At 59.9% G+C, this 16,375-nt stretch carries 13 protein-coding genes; 11 read left to right on the top strand and 2 right to left on the bottom strand.

All coding sequences use genetic code 11. The features are described 5' to 3' along the window. Nucleotides 1-195 precede the first annotated feature (195 nt). Complete coding sequence (locus F2P67_RS11290; RefSeq protein WP_003177747.1) at nt 196-540, bottom strand: cupin domain-containing protein; 345 nt, start codon at nt 538-540, stop codon at nt 196-198. A 522-nt stretch (nt 541-1,062) separates the two neighbouring features. Here F2P67_RS11290 and F2P67_RS11295 point away from each other — a divergent pair. From F2P67_RS11295 to F2P67_RS11345, 11 genes are read left to right on the top strand one after another with little or no spacing between them, the layout of a single operon-like run. Beyond that, nucleotides 1,063-1,632, top strand: coding sequence for an acyl carrier protein (locus tag F2P67_RS11295; RefSeq protein ID WP_166220326.1), 570 nt, complete (start codon nt 1,063-1,065; stop codon nt 1,630-1,632). Nucleotides 1,633-1,640: 8 nt separating this feature from the next. Then, nucleotides 1,641-2,915 (top strand): beta-ketoacyl-[acyl-carrier-protein] synthase family protein, encoded by a 1,275-nt coding sequence (locus F2P67_RS11300; protein ID WP_166220328.1) that lies wholly within the window; start codon nt 1,641-1,643, stop codon nt 2,913-2,915. 1 nt (nt 2,916) lies between these two features. Continuing rightward, nucleotides 2,917-3,975 carry a beta-ketoacyl-[acyl-carrier-protein] synthase family protein gene (locus F2P67_RS11305; protein WP_166220330.1) on the top strand — a complete coding sequence of 353 codons (1,059 nt, stop codon included), beginning with the start codon at nt 2,917-2,919 and terminating at the stop codon, nt 3,973-3,975. After that, nucleotides 3,972-5,267, top strand: a complete 1,296-nt coding sequence (locus F2P67_RS11310) for a beta-ketoacyl-[acyl-carrier-protein] synthase family protein (protein ID WP_166220332.1) — start codon at nt 3,972-3,974, stop codon at nt 5,265-5,267. Before F2P67_RS11305 ends, F2P67_RS11310 begins: the two co-directional genes overlap by 4 nt. Then, nucleotides 5,264-6,472: a beta-ketoacyl synthase N-terminal-like domain-containing protein gene (locus F2P67_RS11315; RefSeq protein WP_166220334.1), complete on the top strand. Its 1,209-nt coding sequence runs from the start codon at nt 5,264-5,266 to the stop codon at nt 6,470-6,472. The genes F2P67_RS11310 and F2P67_RS11315 overlap by 4 nt, the downstream gene beginning before the upstream one ends. A gap of 54 nt (nt 6,473-6,526) precedes the next feature. Further along, complete coding sequence (locus tag F2P67_RS11320) at nt 6,527-9,397, top strand: aminotransferase class III-fold pyridoxal phosphate-dependent enzyme (protein WP_166220336.1); 2,871 nt, start codon at nt 6,527-6,529, stop codon at nt 9,395-9,397. Between the two features lie 9 nt (nt 9,398-9,406). Then, nucleotides 9,407-10,144, top strand: coding sequence for a 3-oxoacyl-ACP reductase family protein (locus F2P67_RS11325; protein WP_166220339.1), 738 nt, complete (start codon nt 9,407-9,409; stop codon nt 10,142-10,144). Next, on the top strand, nt 10,141-10,905 hold the full coding sequence (locus F2P67_RS11330; RefSeq protein ID WP_166220341.1) for an SDR family NAD(P)-dependent oxidoreductase: 765 nt from the start codon (nt 10,141-10,143) through the stop codon (nt 10,903-10,905). The genes F2P67_RS11325 and F2P67_RS11330 overlap by 4 nt, the downstream gene beginning before the upstream one ends. Before the next feature lie 2 nt (nt 10,906-10,907). Beyond that, nucleotides 10,908-12,206 carry a DUF1302 family protein gene (locus F2P67_RS11335; protein WP_166220343.1) on the top strand — a complete coding sequence of 433 codons (1,299 nt, stop codon included), beginning with the start codon at nt 10,908-10,910 and terminating at the stop codon, nt 12,204-12,206. Nucleotides 12,207-12,265: 59 nt separating this feature from the next. Next, nucleotides 12,266-13,102, top strand: coding sequence for an outer membrane lipoprotein-sorting protein (locus F2P67_RS11340; RefSeq protein WP_166220345.1), 837 nt, complete (start codon nt 12,266-12,268; stop codon nt 13,100-13,102). A 33-nt stretch (nt 13,103-13,135) separates the two neighbouring features. Further along, the gene (locus tag F2P67_RS11345; protein WP_166220347.1) at nt 13,136-15,751 is read left to right on the top strand and encodes an efflux RND transporter permease subunit; all 2,616 of its coding nucleotides are present in this window, start codon (nt 13,136-13,138) and stop codon (nt 15,749-15,751) included. A 69-nt stretch (nt 15,752-15,820) separates the two neighbouring features. Here F2P67_RS11345 and F2P67_RS11350 read toward each other — a convergent pair whose 3' ends face one another. Further along, nucleotides 15,821-16,231: a MerR family transcriptional regulator gene (locus tag F2P67_RS11350; RefSeq protein ID WP_166220349.1), complete on the bottom strand. Its 411-nt coding sequence runs from the start codon at nt 16,229-16,231 to the stop codon at nt 15,821-15,823. Between the last annotated feature and the right edge of the window lie 144 nt (nt 16,232-16,375).

Below are 16,375 nucleotides of genomic sequence, written 5' to 3' on the forward strand. Positions count from 1 at the left end.
TTGGGCTGCGCAGCAGCCCCCTACATTGAGTCAGGTAAGCCGAGTGTTCAGGTTTTGCGACTGCTGCGCAGCCGAGCGGGGATAAATCCCCTCGCCACAGGTTCTCTATTCCCACAGATATCTCTGGGGAACTGAACAAAATTGCAGTAGGTGTTGCCGGGAAATCACGTCGGGTGATTTCCCGGCTTTTTTGCGTCAGGCGAACACGAAATATTTGCGCACGGTCTCGACCACTTCCCACGTGCCTTTCATCCCCGGCTCAACCACAAAGATATCACCGGCGCGCAGGTGGATCGGCGCCATGCCGTCCGGAGTGATCACGCAGTAGCCTTCCTGGAAATGGCAGTACTCCCACTTCACGTAATCCACGCGCCACTTGCCCGGCGTGCAGATCCACGTGCCCATGATCTTGCTGCCGTCTTCGCTGGTGTAGGCGTTGAGGTTGACGGTGTGCGGGTCGCCTTCGAGTTTTTCCCATTTGCAGGCGTCGAGTACCGGCAGTGGATGGGTGTCACGCAGAACGGTGATAGGGGCGGTCATGTGTCGGCTCCAGGCAGGGCGATCTAAGGAAGCTGCACCCTATAGCGCCGTGTCTTTGCCCGGATGTCTGTGTTCGACATTCAGATACTCATAAACGCTGCCAGGTTTTACGAATCGCAGAGTAAACCTTCCAGCAAAATCAATTAACGGCAGTACTGATCTGAAACAAAGGTTATGAAGTTATAACTATTTTACTTGTCCGGTTTTGGCTTTTTTGTACGTCTGTGCTGCCGTGTCTTAGTTGCGCTCGATATTCAACCTGTTCGATAGCACGGGCGCCACAGCATATCCCGTATTTGTTAAGTAAATAAGTCGAATCCTGTGATGCGCTGCACCAAGTGGGTGCAGTGTGTACAGGGGTTTTCCAGACTTTTTTCGAGTTGTAAAAAAACCTTGAATAGTTCGTTGACTCTCCCCTTAAGGGCAGAGTTTAGATTTCCGCCGCGTGAGAAGTTGCTGTGGGAAAAGTTACTTTTCATAAGCCGAATTGATGAAGTAGTCACGACATATAGGGAGATAGAAATGAACAATCCATTGGACTTGGAACATGTCGTTGCCAGCACTCGCGAAATCCTCGCACAGCTGTTAGTGATGGACGCAAATGACATCGAAGAAAACAGCAGCATCGTCGAAGACCTCGGCGCCGACTCACTGGACATCGTCGACCTGAGCTTCCAGTTGGGTCGCCAATATGGCTGCACACTGCCGAAAACCAGCGTGCTCGACCACGCGGTGGCGGTTTGCGGTGATGCCAGCGAGTTTCTCGCCAACGGTCGCATTACCGAAAACGGCAAGCAATTGCTTGAGCAAAGTCTGAGCGCCTATACCCCGGATCAATTGAAAGCAGGCATGCAACCGGCTCAAGTGTTCGCCGCGACCACCGTGCGTAACTGGGCCAATCAGTGCCGCAATCTCTTCAACTACCTGCCGGCAACGTGCCCTGATTGCAACGCCCACCAAGCGGTTGTGAACGAGCGTCAACAAGTGGTCTGCGGCGCGTGCAGTGCGCGGCTGGTGCCGGCGGATGGCGATGAAGTGTCCCGTCAATTGGTTGAGCAGTTTTTCACCACTCACGCCAAAGAAGCGGTGTAGGAGTTCTCATGCGGGCACGAGAAGTCTTTGTGAGCGGGTTCGGTCTGGTGGCGCCCATGGCGCTGGACGCTGCCACGTTGTTCGAGCGGATTTGCCGGAAGCAATCCTGTGTCCGCGAACATCCAGGGTTCAAGGCGCTGGGATTCAACAACAGCGCCGCCGGATTTATCGATGATACGCAGTGGCAGCGAATCGGGGCCGGTTTCGGTGGCAACGCGGCGCTGCACCCACGGCAATGTGTGCTGGCCGAATACGTTGCCCGGCAGGCGCTGGAGCACGCCGGTCTGACGGCGACGGACTTTGCCCACAGTCGCAGCGGGTTGTTTCTGGGCGCCAACAAATACTGTGCCGACAGCCACGATCTGCAGCAACTGAGCCGTTGCATGGATAAGGCCGGGCGCGTCGACCTCGACCGTCTGCTGGACAGTCCGGCCCCGTCCAGCGCGACGTTTATCCGGCGGGTCGATCAACAGACGCAACACCTGGCCGATCGGCTCGGCATTCGCGATCACATCTCGACCCATTCCGATGCCTGTGCCGCCGGCACCATGGCCATCGGCAGTGCTTACCGGGCCATCGAGCGCGGAGAGATCGACCTGGCTGTCTGCGGCGCCGTCGAACTGATGGCCAACGAACTGCCCTATTACATGTTCAACAGCCTCGGCGCGCTTTGTCAGGCCGACCTGCCGGCGAGCGAACAAAGCCGTCCGTTCATGCCTGACCGTAGCGGTTTTGTACTCAGCGAAGGCTCGGCGATGATCGTCCTCGAATCCGCTGAGCACGCCCAGCGGCGCAAGGCTGCGCCACTGGGCCGGGTGTTGGGTTACGCGAATGTTTGCGAGGCTCAGAAGATGACCTCCAGCAGCCGCGATGGCAGTAAATACGAGGAATGCATGGAAGCAGCAATCGAAGACGCCGGCCTGCTGCGCAGCGCCGTGCAACACGTCAACACCCACGGTACTTCCACGCAGGCCAATGACAGTTGTGAGGCGTTGGCGCTGCAGCGACTGTTCGGTGGCTGCCAGGACTTCATGACCTTCACCGCTAACAAGTCCGCCATCGGTCATTCCCTGGCAGGCAGTGGCGCGATCGAAGCGGTGCTGTCGCTGATGAGCTTGCGTGACGGTGTGCTGTTGCCGACCCTGAATTACGACCCTGAGCGTGCCGAATACCCTTCGCTGAGATTCTTGAGCGAGCCGGTACGACAGCCGATCAGCGTGGTGATGTCCAACTCGTTCGGCTTCGGCGGCATCAACAGCTCGCTGGTTCTGGGGAGGGCGTGACATGAACCGAGCCATCTATCTCAATGCCGCGGCGGTGCTGAATGTGGCGGGCAGTGAATGCGCTGACTTGCTCGGCACACCCTGCGCCGCGCAACCGCTGGCATTTGACGCACAGCGTCAGGCGTTTGCATTGCCGCCGCCGCGACTGGCCAGTGACCTGTTTGATCGCAAGATCCAGCGCAGCGTCGAGCCACAAGGCTTGCGCCTGTTGCATTGCGCCGCACGGCTGGCGCCAGCACTGGCGGCGCTGCAGTTGCCTGCATCACGCATTGCTCTGACAGCCGCTATTCCCGAAGTCGATGCGCCGAGTCCGTGCTGGGATGCGGTGCAGGCGATCATCGAACAGCCACACAAACAACTCAGCCAATTGTTGGCCAACACGCCGCCTCTGCATGCGCTGACCCTGCTCAACAGCAGCGTCATGGCTTATGTCGCCGAGTCATTGAACTGCCACGGGCCGATGGGCGGATTTTGTTCCCAGGACAACGCCGGGCTGGATGCACTGATCGAAGCCTGCCAGCAGATCGGCGAGCGGCATGCCGACGCCGCGTTGGTGGTCAGCAGCAGCCCGAACCTGACCCCGGCCCTGTACCTGCGCGAGCCTGATCAGGCGAGCGAACCGATTTTCGGTGAGGGCGCCGCCGCGCTGTTGCTGGCGTCGACACCACCGCCGGGCGCGGCACACGCCGTGCGCATTGCCGGGTTTGCCCGTGGTTACAGCACGGATCCGCAACGGTCTGCAGCGGTGGGCCGGCGTGTGATCGACCAGGTCCTGAGTGTCGAGAAACTGCGGGTCGGCGACGTCGAACATATCGTCGGCAATTGCGCTGACGGGCAAGTGATGACGTTGCTCGAAGCTTTCCCGCGCGAGATTCGCAGCACCCGCGCCATGACCGGGGAATTGGGCGCCAGCGCCTTGCTGACAGAGGTCGCACTGACCTTACACCTCAGCCGTGATGCGGCGGCGGCGCCGGGCTACACGCTGCTTGTCAGTCACACTCGCGCCGGTCACTGGGGCGCCTTGCTGTTGGCCAGTGAAACCATGGAGAAGCACGCATGAGTGCGACACGGATTGTGATCACCGGCATGGGCGCCGTCACCGGTTTCGGTTTCGAATGGCAGACCCTCTGGGAAAAAATGCTCGGCGCCGAACATTGCGTGCGGCCATGGCAGCCGGACGACTTGCAAGAGGCGTCGTTCGCGGTGCGTTATGCAGCGCCTGTCGATATGCGGCTGTTACCGGAAAAACTGCAAAGCCATCCGGCATGGACGATGCCGCTGGAAAAGCGCAGTCGGTTTGGCTGGGTTGCTGCCACTCAGGCAGTCGGTGACAGCGGCTTGCAGCCAGAACACTTACGGGGCGCGGCGGTGCTGTGTGCCTCGGGAGCACCGCAGCACATGCTCGCTGACATGCTGCTGACCGCAGCCCCAAATGGTGGCACCCCGGGCTGGTCATACCTGATGTCGCGGGCCGGGCAAGTGAATGCCGATGGTTCGCTGCGCCAGAGCAACGACCGTCTGGCACGGATCATCGCTGACGACATGGGTTGTGAAGGGCCGGTGATCAACATCAGCAGTGCCTGCGCCGGTGCTGCGCAGGCCATTGGCAATGCCTTTCAGATGATTCGTCGCGGTGAAGTCAGCGTCGCGCTGGCGGGGGGCGCCGACTCGGTGCTCAATCTCGACACCATGGCCGCGCTATATCTACTCGGCGCCGCGTCGGGCGAGCAGCGCTGGGGCGCTGATCTGTGCCGGCCGTTCGATCGTGATCGCAGCGGTCTGATTGCCGGTGAGGGCGGTGGTTTTGTTGTGCTGGAAAGTCTCGAACATGCCTTGGCCCGTGGCGCAACGCCGTATGCCGAAGTGTTGGGTTTCGGCAGCAGTCTGGACGCTTACAAAGTCACTGCACCGCAACCCGAGGGACGCGGCGCCGCACTGGCGATGCAGACCGCACTGGACGACGCCGGTTTGCGTGCGCAGCAGATTGATCTGATCAACGCGCATGGCACCTCGACGCCGCTCAACGACGTTGCCGAGACGCTTGCGATCAAAAGCGTGTTCGCCGAGCACAAGCATTATCGAACCCTGGCCGTCAGTGCCAACAAATCACAGTTCGGTCATCTGATCGCAGCCGCCGGTGCGCCGGAATGCATCGTCACCGCGTTGGCCTGTCTGAACGATCTGGTCACGCCGACGGTGAATCTGCACAACGCCGACGAACAGTGCGATCTGGATTATTGCGCCGGTCAGGCCGTCAGCCGCCGAGTGGATTACGCGTTGAGTAATTCCTTCGGTTTCGGGGGCCTTAATACCTCGCTCGCCCTTGGCAAATATCGGGAGCACGGACAATGACGGACGCCAGTGTACGTGTCGCTATCGCCGGCAGCGGCTGTGTGTTGCCCACAGGTTGGGGCGTTGAGGGTTTATGGTCAGCGGCCCGCGAAGGGCGCAGCGCGATCTCGCCCCTGAATTCGTCGCTGTTCCACAGCGAGCGTGTCGTTGCGTTCGGGCACATCGCTGATCGAGATCATCAACGTAGCCGTCAGGACGTTGCACAAAACCTGCAGCGTTACTGCCCGCCGGCAGTGATCTGGGGCGTCAGTGCGGTGCGCCAGGCGCTGGCAGAAGCCGGACTGGAGTCGACAACCGAAGGAGTGCGCTTCGGCCTCTATTGCTGTCAGGGGGGGTACACCCATCCGTCGCTGGCTTCCTACGGTGAACTGCTGCACGAATGTCAGACCGACAACGGTGCCGACATGCGCCGTCTCGCGCAACGGGTGTTGCAGGAGCGTGCACTCGACCCGTTCTTGGTGCTCAAGAGCCTGAGCAACGGGTTGCTCGGCGTCGTCAGTCTGGCCTTGAAGCTTGAGTGCGAGTGCAACGCCTACATGCAAGGCGTGGCCGGCAATCTGGCGGCTCTGCGTGAAGCCTGCGCGGCGCTGCACAGCGGCCGGATCGACGCGGCCATCGTGGTGGGCGCGGGCAGTGAACTTGATCCGCTGGCGCTCGCTGCACTGGCCGAGGCGGGGGTGATCAGCACCGACGGTTCGCCAAGCCTGCGTGCCTTTGATCGCCAGGGCCGTGGCGGCATTGCCGGTGAAGGTGCGGCGGCGCTGGTACTGCGCCGTGTCGATGACCTGCCGGCAGGGCCGCAAACCAGCCTGACAGCACTGTTCGCACATCCTCGTCTGGACTCGCTGAGCCTGCCGGACAAACAGGTGAATCTGCTGATCAGCAGCGCGACGGGCGATCCGCAAAAGGATGCCGATCTGTCCCGCACGCTGGCGCGAACCGGCGCTGCGCACATCACCAGCAGTACACCGCTGACCGGCCTGCTCAGTGGTGCACCGAGCCTGGTTGACCTGATCTTTGCCCGGCAGGCCTTGCAGGCGCAAAGCATCCCGCCGGTCAGTGGCCTGGAGCGGCCGGTGGATGGGCATCTGCCGTTTGTGATCGGCGGCCCGCGCGATGCCGTGCTGCACGATTGCCTGGTCATCAACCGCGACGACAACGGCTTCAGCGCCGGTTACCAGCTCGAATTTCACGCGGCCGACTGACCGTCCGCACGCAACGAAACGCATCTGATTTTTTACTCAAGGGAAAGAACTGTCATGGATTACCGCGATTACGTACGGCCGAAATTCGTTGAATTGATGCAGGCTCTGGGTCTGGAGTGCCAGTTCCACAGAGCGCTGGGCAGCAAACTGTTTTACCGCGACCGGCAGGGCAGCGAAGTGACCGTCACCGACTTCCTCGGCGGCTACGGCGCAGCGTTGTATGGCCACAACGATCCGCAATTTGTTGATCAACTCGTCGACCTGTTGCGGGCCGATGTGCCGTTCAACGCGCAGATGTCGGTGCGCGGTGCGGCCGGTCAGTTGGGGCGTGAACTCAGTGAAGCGTTCAACCGTGAACTGAACAACAGCGAACGCTACATTTCGACCTTCTCCAACAGTGGCGCCGAGTCGGTGGAAATCGCCGTCAAACACGCCGAGTACCGTCGTCAGAAAAATCTGCAGAAGCAATTCGACGAGCGCGATTTCGCCCTCGCCAATCTGGTCGCCAGCGACAAGGCGTATGTCGAACTGGACATCGACGACCTCGATTTGCCCGCCGGTCTTCTGCCGCAGAATCTGTCCTGCGTCACCGTACGCCAAGTGGCCGAAGCGGTGCGTCAGCACAACCTGGCGCAGCTGCATGTCGAGCCAGTGTTCCTGGCGGTACGCGGCAGCTTCCACGGCAAACTGGTGAACACCGTGCAACTGACGTACGGCAAGCAGTACCGCAAACCTTTCGCCCGTTTCGGCCTCAACGTCGAGTTCATCGACCCGCAGCAACCCCTGCAATTGCAGGAGCTACCGGCGCGTCATGTTCGTCACTGGCTGAGCCTGGAATGGAGCGGCGAAACCCTGCAGGTGCGCCGCGAGGCGTTCAGTGCAATCACTGCCGTATTGCTTGAGCCGATTCAGGGCGAAGGCGGCATCAACGAGTTCGCCGGTGAGTTCTACCTGGGGCTGCGGCGCCTGTGCAACGAGCAGCAATGCCCGTTGATCATCGACGAAGTGCAATCGGGTTTCGGACGCACCGGCACCTTGCTCGGCGCCAGCCATTTCAACTTGCAGGGTGATTACTACTGCCTGTCGAAAGCCTTGGGCGGTGGTTTGATGAAGATTGCCGCGACGGTGATTCGTGCCAGCCACTACGAAAACGATTTCAGCTACATCCACAGTTCGACCTTTGCCGAAGATGATGCTTCTTGCCATATCGCCCTGTCGGCCTTGCGCCGTCTGTTCGAGAACGACAGCGCAATGCTCAAGGACGTGAACAGAAAGGGCGAGTACCTCAAGTCTTCGCTCCTGGAACTCAAGGCTGCCTATCCGGATGTCATCGCCGATGTACGGGGGCGCGGTTTGCTGCTGGGCTTCGAGCTGCACGACCTGACCGGCACCAGTTCGCTGGTTCAGGCCTCGGCGCAGTACAACGATGCGCTGGGCTACATCATTGCCGGCTACCTGTTGCAATTCGAATCGCTGCGCGTGGCACCGTCGGGCAGCAACGCCAATGTCATTCGTCTGGAACCGCCGGTGTGCATCACATTCGAAGAAATCGACGGACTGATCGGCTCCTTGCAGAAAGTCTGCGACATGCTGCGCCGCCGCGATGCCTTCCCGCTGGCCGCCGGTGTGTGTGCAGATAGCATCGCTGACGTGCCAGCGCGCGAGGTCAGCTTCAAGGAGACTGAAACCCGCCCAAAGTCTGACGAGAACGTACGCGTCGTGGCTCGCGTGGCGTTCATTAACCATCTGATTGATTCGGACATGCTCAGCGATGTCGATCCTTCGCTGTCGACCCTGAGCGCAGCACAAAAACGCGAGTTCATCAAACGCATGGCGCCCGAGCGCCGTGCCGCGCCGATCGGTCCGGTGCAAATTCGCTCGAAGCTCGGCACCGCCGTGGAATTCACCCTGTACCCGCTGTGCATGGATTCCGATGCGATGGCGGCCTACATCGCCAGCGGCGATCTGCAAACCATTCGCGAAGAAGTCGGCAACCGCATCAAGGATGCGCGCGCCGACGGCTACACCGTTGCCGGGCTGGGCATGTACACCTCGATCGTCACCAACAACTGCCAGGCGCTGCAGATCCCCGACATGGCGCTGACGTCCGGCAATGCACTGACCATCGGCATGGGCCTGGAAGCGATCGAGCAGGGTTGCAAGCAGCAAGGCCTGGAACTGAGCGGGCAGACCGCTGCGGTGGTTGGTGCCGCGGGCAATATCGCGTCGACCTACGCCTCGCTGCTGTCGACCAGCGTCGAGCATTTGCTGCTCATCGGCAGCGGCCGCGACGGTTCTCTGCGCCGTTTGGAAAAAACCGCTCAACAGATTTATGCCGAAGCCGCACGGGCGATCCTCAAGGGTGTCGCCGAACACGATCGCCTCGCCCGTCGCTTGCAGCAAATTGACGGCATCGATGCGCTCTTGCAGGCCCACGGCAGCAGTGCAGATCTAGGCCTGCGTGTGGCGAAACTGGTTGAAGAGCGCCTGGGCGCGAACGCCTTTATCACCGTCACAAACGATCTTGAAGTGCTGAAGCAGGCGCGAATCGTGCTCTGCGCGGCGAACGCACCGCAGGCGTTTCTTGGTGCCGGGCACTTCGCCGAAAACAGCGTGATCTGCGACATCGCCGTTCCACTGAACGTTGACCAGAACCTCGCGAGCCAACGCACCGACGTGCTCTACATGCACGGCGGTATCGTGCAGACGCCGCTGGGCGATGGTCTGGTGAAAAACGTTCGAGCCTATCTCAAGCAAGGTCAGTTGTACGCGTGCATGGCCGAGTCGGTGCTGATGGGACTGTCCGGTATGAAGCAGCACTACTCCTATGGCGATATCAGCCGCGAGCAGGTGCAGCAGATTCGTGCACTGGCGGCGACCCACGGCTTCAGTCTCGCGCAGTTCAAAACCGACAACTCGCTCTAAGGAACGGTCATGCCGAATAAAGTAGCAGTGGTGACCGGTGGCAGTCGTGGCATCGGGCGCGCAATTGTCCTGAACCTGGCCGGGGCGGGTTATCAGATCGCGTTCAGTTACGTTCGCGATGAAGTCGCGGCAATGACCTTGCGCGATGAGGTTCGGGCGTCAGGTATCGATTGCCTGGCGTTGCAGTGCGATGTCAGCAGCGGCGATAGCATCAAGGCGTTTTTCGAACGGGTCGAGCGGCATTTCCAGCGTATCGATCTGTTGGTCAACAACGCCGGCATCACCCGTGACGGCTTGCTCGCGACGATGTCGGCGCGCGACCTGGTCGACGTGATCCAGACCAACCTGATCGGCACGATGCTGTGCTGTCAGCAGGTGGTGCCGGGCATGTTGCGCCAGCGCAGCGGTTGCATCGTCAACATCAGCTCGGTGGCGGCGCAGAAGCCCGGCAAAGGCCAAAGCAACTATGCCGCTGCCAAGGGCGGGGTCGAATCGTTGACCCGAGCGTTGGCGGTCGAGTTGGCACCGCGCAACATTCGCGTCAACGCGGTCGCGCCGGGCATCGTCAAGACCGAGATGAGTACGGCACTGATCGGCAGTCAGGAGGAAGACATTCAGTCGCGCCTGCTGATCAAGCGCTATGCCGAACCCGAAGAAATTGCCGAAGCGGTGCTGTACCTCGCCGATCGCGGTTTGTACCTGACCGGGGAGGTCCTGCCGGTCAACGGCGGGTTGAAAATGCCATGAGCCGGACCATTCTGATCACCGGTGCGGCGAAAGGCATCGGTCGTGCGGTGGCCGAGGATTTTGCCGCCGACGCCGACAATCGCCTGATCCTGCTGGATCTCGATCTGGCGGAACTGCAACGCTGGGTCGACGAACGACAGGAGCAGATCAAGGCGCGTGTCGAAACCCATGCGGCAAACATTGCCGACCTGCCGGCCATGGAAGCGTTCTTCAAGACCCTCGGTTCGCAAGTCGAGTACGTCGATGTGCTGGTCAACAGCGCCGGCATCTGCAACGAGAATGAACCGGAAGATCTGCACAACTGGCACAAGGTGATTTCGGTCAACCTCAACGGCACGTTCTACGTGACTTCGCTGTGTCTGGCACTGATGCCCGACCGTGGGCGGATCATCAACATGTCGTCGATCCTCGGCCGTGCCGGCAAGGTGCGCAACACCGCGTACTGCGCTTCCAAGCACGGCATCGTCGGCATGACCAAGGCACTGGCGCTCGACCTCGCTTCGCGGCAGATCACCGTCAACGCGATTCTGCCGGCGTGGATCGATACGCCGATGTTGCAGGGTGAACTGGCGACGCAAGCGGCAATTGCCGGTATGACTCAGGAACAGATCGTGCGCAACGCGAAGAAGAAACTGCCGATGCGCCGTTTCATCCAGAGCGAGGAAGTGGCGGCGATGGTGCGTTACCTGGCCAGCTCCGAGGCTGGCGGAGTGACCGCCCAGAGTCTGGTGATCGATGGCGGTGTCGGGTTGGGAATGTAGCGATGCCTCGATTTCACATCAGCCACATCGCTTGTGCAGTGTGGGCGTGCATGATTGCGCCTACCGCGATGGCCGAATTTACTGTCGATGACCTGAAGCCCGATTACGCCGACGGTGAAGTCGGCGTGGCCACGGCCATGCGCCTGCATGGCGACGATCAGGTCACGCAAAAAGCCGTGTATTTCAAGGCCAACCTGGAAGACAACTGGGACGGCGGTTACTACAAGGCAAAGGGCCGCGTGCGGTACGACGCGCGCTATGACGGCAACAATCCGTACAGCGAACGGGCGCGGGACAAATACCGTTTCGATGCCGATTGGCGGCACCTCTACGTGGGCCATTCGCTGGGTGATGGCGAAGTGACGGTGGGCTGGCAGCAGGTGGTCTGGGGGCGCGCGGATGAATTACGCGTACTCGACCAGATCAACCCGGTGGACTATCGCGATGGTCTGACGCCGCTGCTGGAGGACAGCCGCATCGCCGTGCCCATGGTGCGCTTTGCGCAGCCCGTGGGCGAGTGGGAACTGGAGGCGCTGTGGATCACTGATTTCGTGAAAAACCAGCCACCGGCAGAGGGCAGTGAATTTGCTGCGCCGCTCTATGCTGCGCCGGACCCGGAGTATTTCCTGCTCGACTCCAGGCCAGGCTATGACGGCGAGAAGGGCTATGCCTATGGCTTGAGTGCCAATGGCCGGATCGGCGCGGTGGACACCAGTTTTGTGGCCTTGAGCGCCCGCCAGCAAGACCCGGTGTACGCCGTCGAGGGCCTGGTCGATGACGGCCGTACGCGGCTGGAACGGCAGTTTCCCCGTTACACCATGGGCGGTGCCGGGCTGGCAATCGATGCCGGGCACAGCATCGTGGTGCGCAGCGAAGTGGCGTATTTCGACAACTGGCGAATAACCAATCCGACGCGTGCCTACGGTGCCGACAGCACGCCCATGGTCAAGTCGCTGCTGGGTGTCGACTACCTGTTGCGCGACTGGCTGATCTCCGCGCAATGGCAGGAGCAGGTGTTGCTCGACTGGCAGGACGGCATGTTGCAGGACAAGCGCGAACCGCTGTTTACCCTGTCGGCCGAAGGCACTCACTGGCAGGACCGACTCAAGAGTCGTCTGGTGGCCGCCGCCTCACCACCGTTTCAGGACAATGCGTTGCTGCAAGGCATCTTCACCTACAAACCGGTGGACTACATCAAGCTCGGGCTGGAAGTGGACGTGTTCTTCGGCAGGCCCGACAGGGCTTTCGGTGAGTACAGCAAGCACGATCAAGTGCGGCTGTCGGCCGGTTATCTGTTCTAACCCATCACGCCTGCCGCTCTCGTGTGCAGGTGCACTCATCCAACGAAAAGGAAGTTGTTATGTTGCCGCTTTTGAAAAGTCTGACCACCGCCGCATTGATCTTCGGTAGCGCCTGCGCCTGCGCGGCAGAGGCCGGCAATGCCGATGAGATCATCCGTCAGGTACGCGATCGCAATGACGGGAGCAGCTTCATGTCCCAGGTGTCGCTGATCCTGCATGACAAGAAAGGCAATACCCGTGTTCGCGAGTTCACCTACCTGCAAAAGGATTACCCGGACAGCGACAAGTTCAGCATGTACTTTTCCGCGCCGACTGACGTCCGTGACGTTGCCTTCCATATCGAAAACCCGCACGAAACCCTCGGCCTGGAGGACAGCCAGTGGATGTACCTGCCAGTCAGCCGCCAGACACGCCGCATCTCCACCACCGACAAGCGCGGCTCGTTCATGGGCAGTGAGTACTCGTACGCCGATCTGGACAAGATCCGCGTCAAGGACTACTCGCAGACACTCGTGGGTGAAGAACAGATCAAGGGCCGCGACTGCTACGTGATCGAGCGCGAACCGGCCTCTCCCGAGGTTCTGGCCAAGACGGGTTATAACAAGCTGAAGGTGTGGATCGACAAGCAGAATTTCCTGGTCATGCGTCAGGACTTCTTCGACGTCAAAGGCGTGTTGATCAAGCAGATGCGTACGCAGAAAGTCGAAACAATCGGCTCGATCGACAGCATTGTGCTCAGCGAAACCGAGCACTTCATTGACGGCACGCGCTCGGAAATGCGCTTCAACCAGTTGCAGTACAACGTCTCTCTGGAAGATCGCCTCTTCACCCAGACCGCCATCAAGCGTGGACTGAAAACCGGTGACCTGCCGGACTTTGCCGTGTCTGCCCGCTAAGCGCCGACCCCGACGACCTGGAAACGCATGATCATGGAAAGATATCTGAATTTCGTCGAGCGCCATGCGCGGGCGATTGTTTTCCTGCTGGTGGCGATTACGGCGTATTTCACCTATACGCTGGGCGCGCTGGTGTCCGACACCAACCCTTATCTGCTCAAGGAAAGCCACCCGGCGCGCAAGACCATCATCGATTTGCAGGGTGAGTTCACCGGCACGTTCGACTCGGTGATGGTGGCGTTGAACAACCCGCAGACGGTGTTCAACAAAACGACGCTCAACGCGCTGTTTTCGATGTCGCAGTCGGTGCGCAAGATGATTCTGGCCAACGATGCCGACAAGGATCAGTTGACGCAGATCGTGGCCCGGTATCCAGACGACAGTCGTGCGCAGTTGTTGACCCGGGACATTCTTGAGGGCGGTTTTTCGCAGAACGATTACGCCAATGCCAAGGCATTGCGTGATCATGCCCAGAGTCAGAATTGGGACGCCCATGATCAGTTGTTCCTGACTTTTCTCGCCGAGCGGATCAACCCGATCCGCGAAATGGCCTCGATGGGCGATCTGGAAAACATCGTCCTGACCGACGACGGCGAGCTGTTGATCCACAAAACCCTGAATGCCTATGACATGGACCCGGCGCTGGTCGAGTCGCAGATCATGGGCAATGAGTTGATGGTCGACGGGGTGGTGTCGAAGGACAAGAAAGTCGCGATGCTGGTGGCCGAACTCGGCACCAAGCAGGACGACGCTCAGGCGCAACTGCGGGCCTACCAGATCGTGCGCGGCATCGTTGCGCAGTATCAGGCCGAGCACCCTGAGTACAAGGACGAAATATTCATTGCCGGCATGCCGATCTTCATCGCCGCGCAGCAGGAGATCATCGATCACGACCTGGCCGTGCTGTTCCCGATCGTGTTTTTGCTGATTACCTTGCTGCTGATCTTTTTCTTCCGCAAACCGCTGGGCGTGCTGTTGCCACTGTTCAATATTCTGTTCTGCACCATCTGGACCCTGGGCCTGATGGCGTTGTTACGGGTGCCTTTCGACCTGCTGACCAGTGTGCTGCCGGTGTTCCTGTTCACCATTTGCTGCTCGGACGCCATCCACGTGATGGCTGAATATTACGAGCAGAAAAGTGCCGGCAAGAGCAATCGTGATGCCAACCGCGAAACCCAGCGCCTGATGGTGGTGCCGGTGGTGTTGACGACCGTGACGACCATCGCCACGTTCATGATCTCCACCACCAACAACATTGTCAGCATCCGCAATTTCGGCGTGTTCATGTCGATCGGCCTGACGGCAGCGCTGATTATTTCGCTGTTGCTGATTCCGGCGTGGATCTCGATCTGGGGCAAGGATCAGCCGCAGCAAGCCAGGGCAGTGGTGCACAAGGAGTCGATCATTTCGCGGTATCTGGTCGCGTTCTGTGCGTGGATGATCCGCTTTCGCAAAGCGATTCTGATGGTCATTCTGCCGCTGCTGGCGCTCGCCACCGTGTTCACGTTCCGCGTCGACATCGAAGACTCCGGCATTGCCTACTTCAAGCCCGAGAGCCACATTCGTGTGTCCGATCAGTTCATCAACCACGCCAAAGTGGCGGGGACGGCGCCGGGCTGGATCGCCATCGACAGTAAGGAGCCGCGCGGCGTGCTGACCACGGAAGTGGTGCAGTTCATCGACAAGCTCGACCAGTTCATCAAGCAGCAGCCGAACGTCAGTTATGGCTATTCCCTGGCCACTTACGTCAAACGCATGAACCTGGTGCTCAACGACATGAACCCGGATTATCTGCGGGTGCCGAATGCCGTGGAGAAGGTCACGTCGATCAACGATGACGGGCAGGTCGAACGCTTTGACGTGCCGGGCAATTCGCTGATCGAGCAACATGTGATGCTGTTCGAGAATGGTGGCGGCTCAGATCTGAACAACGTGCTCAACGGCGATTTTTCCAAGGCCTTGACCCTGTACACCATGACTTCGTCAGTCGCCAGCGACTATCAGGGCATGCTCGACCGCCTCGATGCCTGGCTGCTGGTGAACAAACCGGCCAACCTGGAAGTGACGCACGCCGGTACACCGTTGATCTGGACCGGGGTGTTGCAGGAAATCACTCAGGGCCAGGTGCTGAGTTTTTCCCTGGCCTTGCTGGTCGTCACGCTGATGATGATGTACTGGCTCAAATCGGTCCGCCTCGGGGTACTGGGCATGTTGACCTTGCTGACCACGTCGGTGACGGTTTACGGCTTCATGTTCCTGTTTGGCATCGAGCTGAACATCGGCACGACGCTGGTGACGTTCCTGGTGGTCGGGGTGGTGGATTACGCGGTACACCTGCTGTCGCGCATCAAGCTGCTGGTGCAGCAGGGCATAGAGATCGACGCGGCTATTTTGCAGGCCATGCACAGCGTCGGCCGATCTACGGTAATCAACGTGGTGATCTTTTCCGTAGGCTTCATGGCGCTGCTGTTTTCTGACTTCAAGCCGATTGTCGATCTCGGCGCACTGGTGGCAATGGCGCTGTTTTCCAGCGGGGTCATGACCATTGTGCTGGTGACGCTGGTATCGCCGTGGTTCTTTGCGGCGATTGCGCCGGTGCATGCGCCGGCTGCAGCACAGCGCGCAGAGGGGGAACCGGTGCCGGGCTGATTCGCCAACGAGCGGGTGCGCCTGCGCTGAGGCGGCAGGCGAACCCGGTCATGCGGCGCAGCAGGGTTTTCAGTTCAGTGTATTGACCGGGTTTTTTTCGCCATAACGGGCGATTCGTTCGAACTGACATTCCTGGCGGGCGTCGTTGAGGTTGCTTTCAAACGCAGCGAGGCCATCATGCAATTGCTGCAAATCGCCGATCTGGGTCACCAGTTCGGCTTTTTTTTCGGCAATGGCTCGTTGTGCCATATCCCACGGGAATTCGTCACCGCGGTAGTTGTTGAGGATCACCTGCAGCTCTTTGAGCTTGAAGCCCAGTTGCTGGGCGCACTTGATGAACGTCAACACCTCGACGCTTTGCTGGCTGTAGATGCGGTATTTGCCTTCACGCTTGGGCTCGGGCAACAGGCCGATTTCTTCGTAATGGCGAATGCTTTTGACTGTGGTGCCCGACAGCTGGGCGGCTTTGCCGATATACATAAAGGTCCGTCTCGATGATCAAACATAGCGTGGCGCGATCAGGCGTCATGCCGGATCGGCGGCGATTATATGTCCAATACCATCGGAAAATTGCAACTGCGCGTAAATGACGTGCACAGGCGACGGACGGACTCGTGAAACGAG

The organism is Pseudomonas atagonensis (assembly GCF_011369485.1).
Lineage (GTDB): Bacteria > Pseudomonadota > Gammaproteobacteria > Pseudomonadales > Pseudomonadaceae > Aquipseudomonas > Aquipseudomonas atagonensis.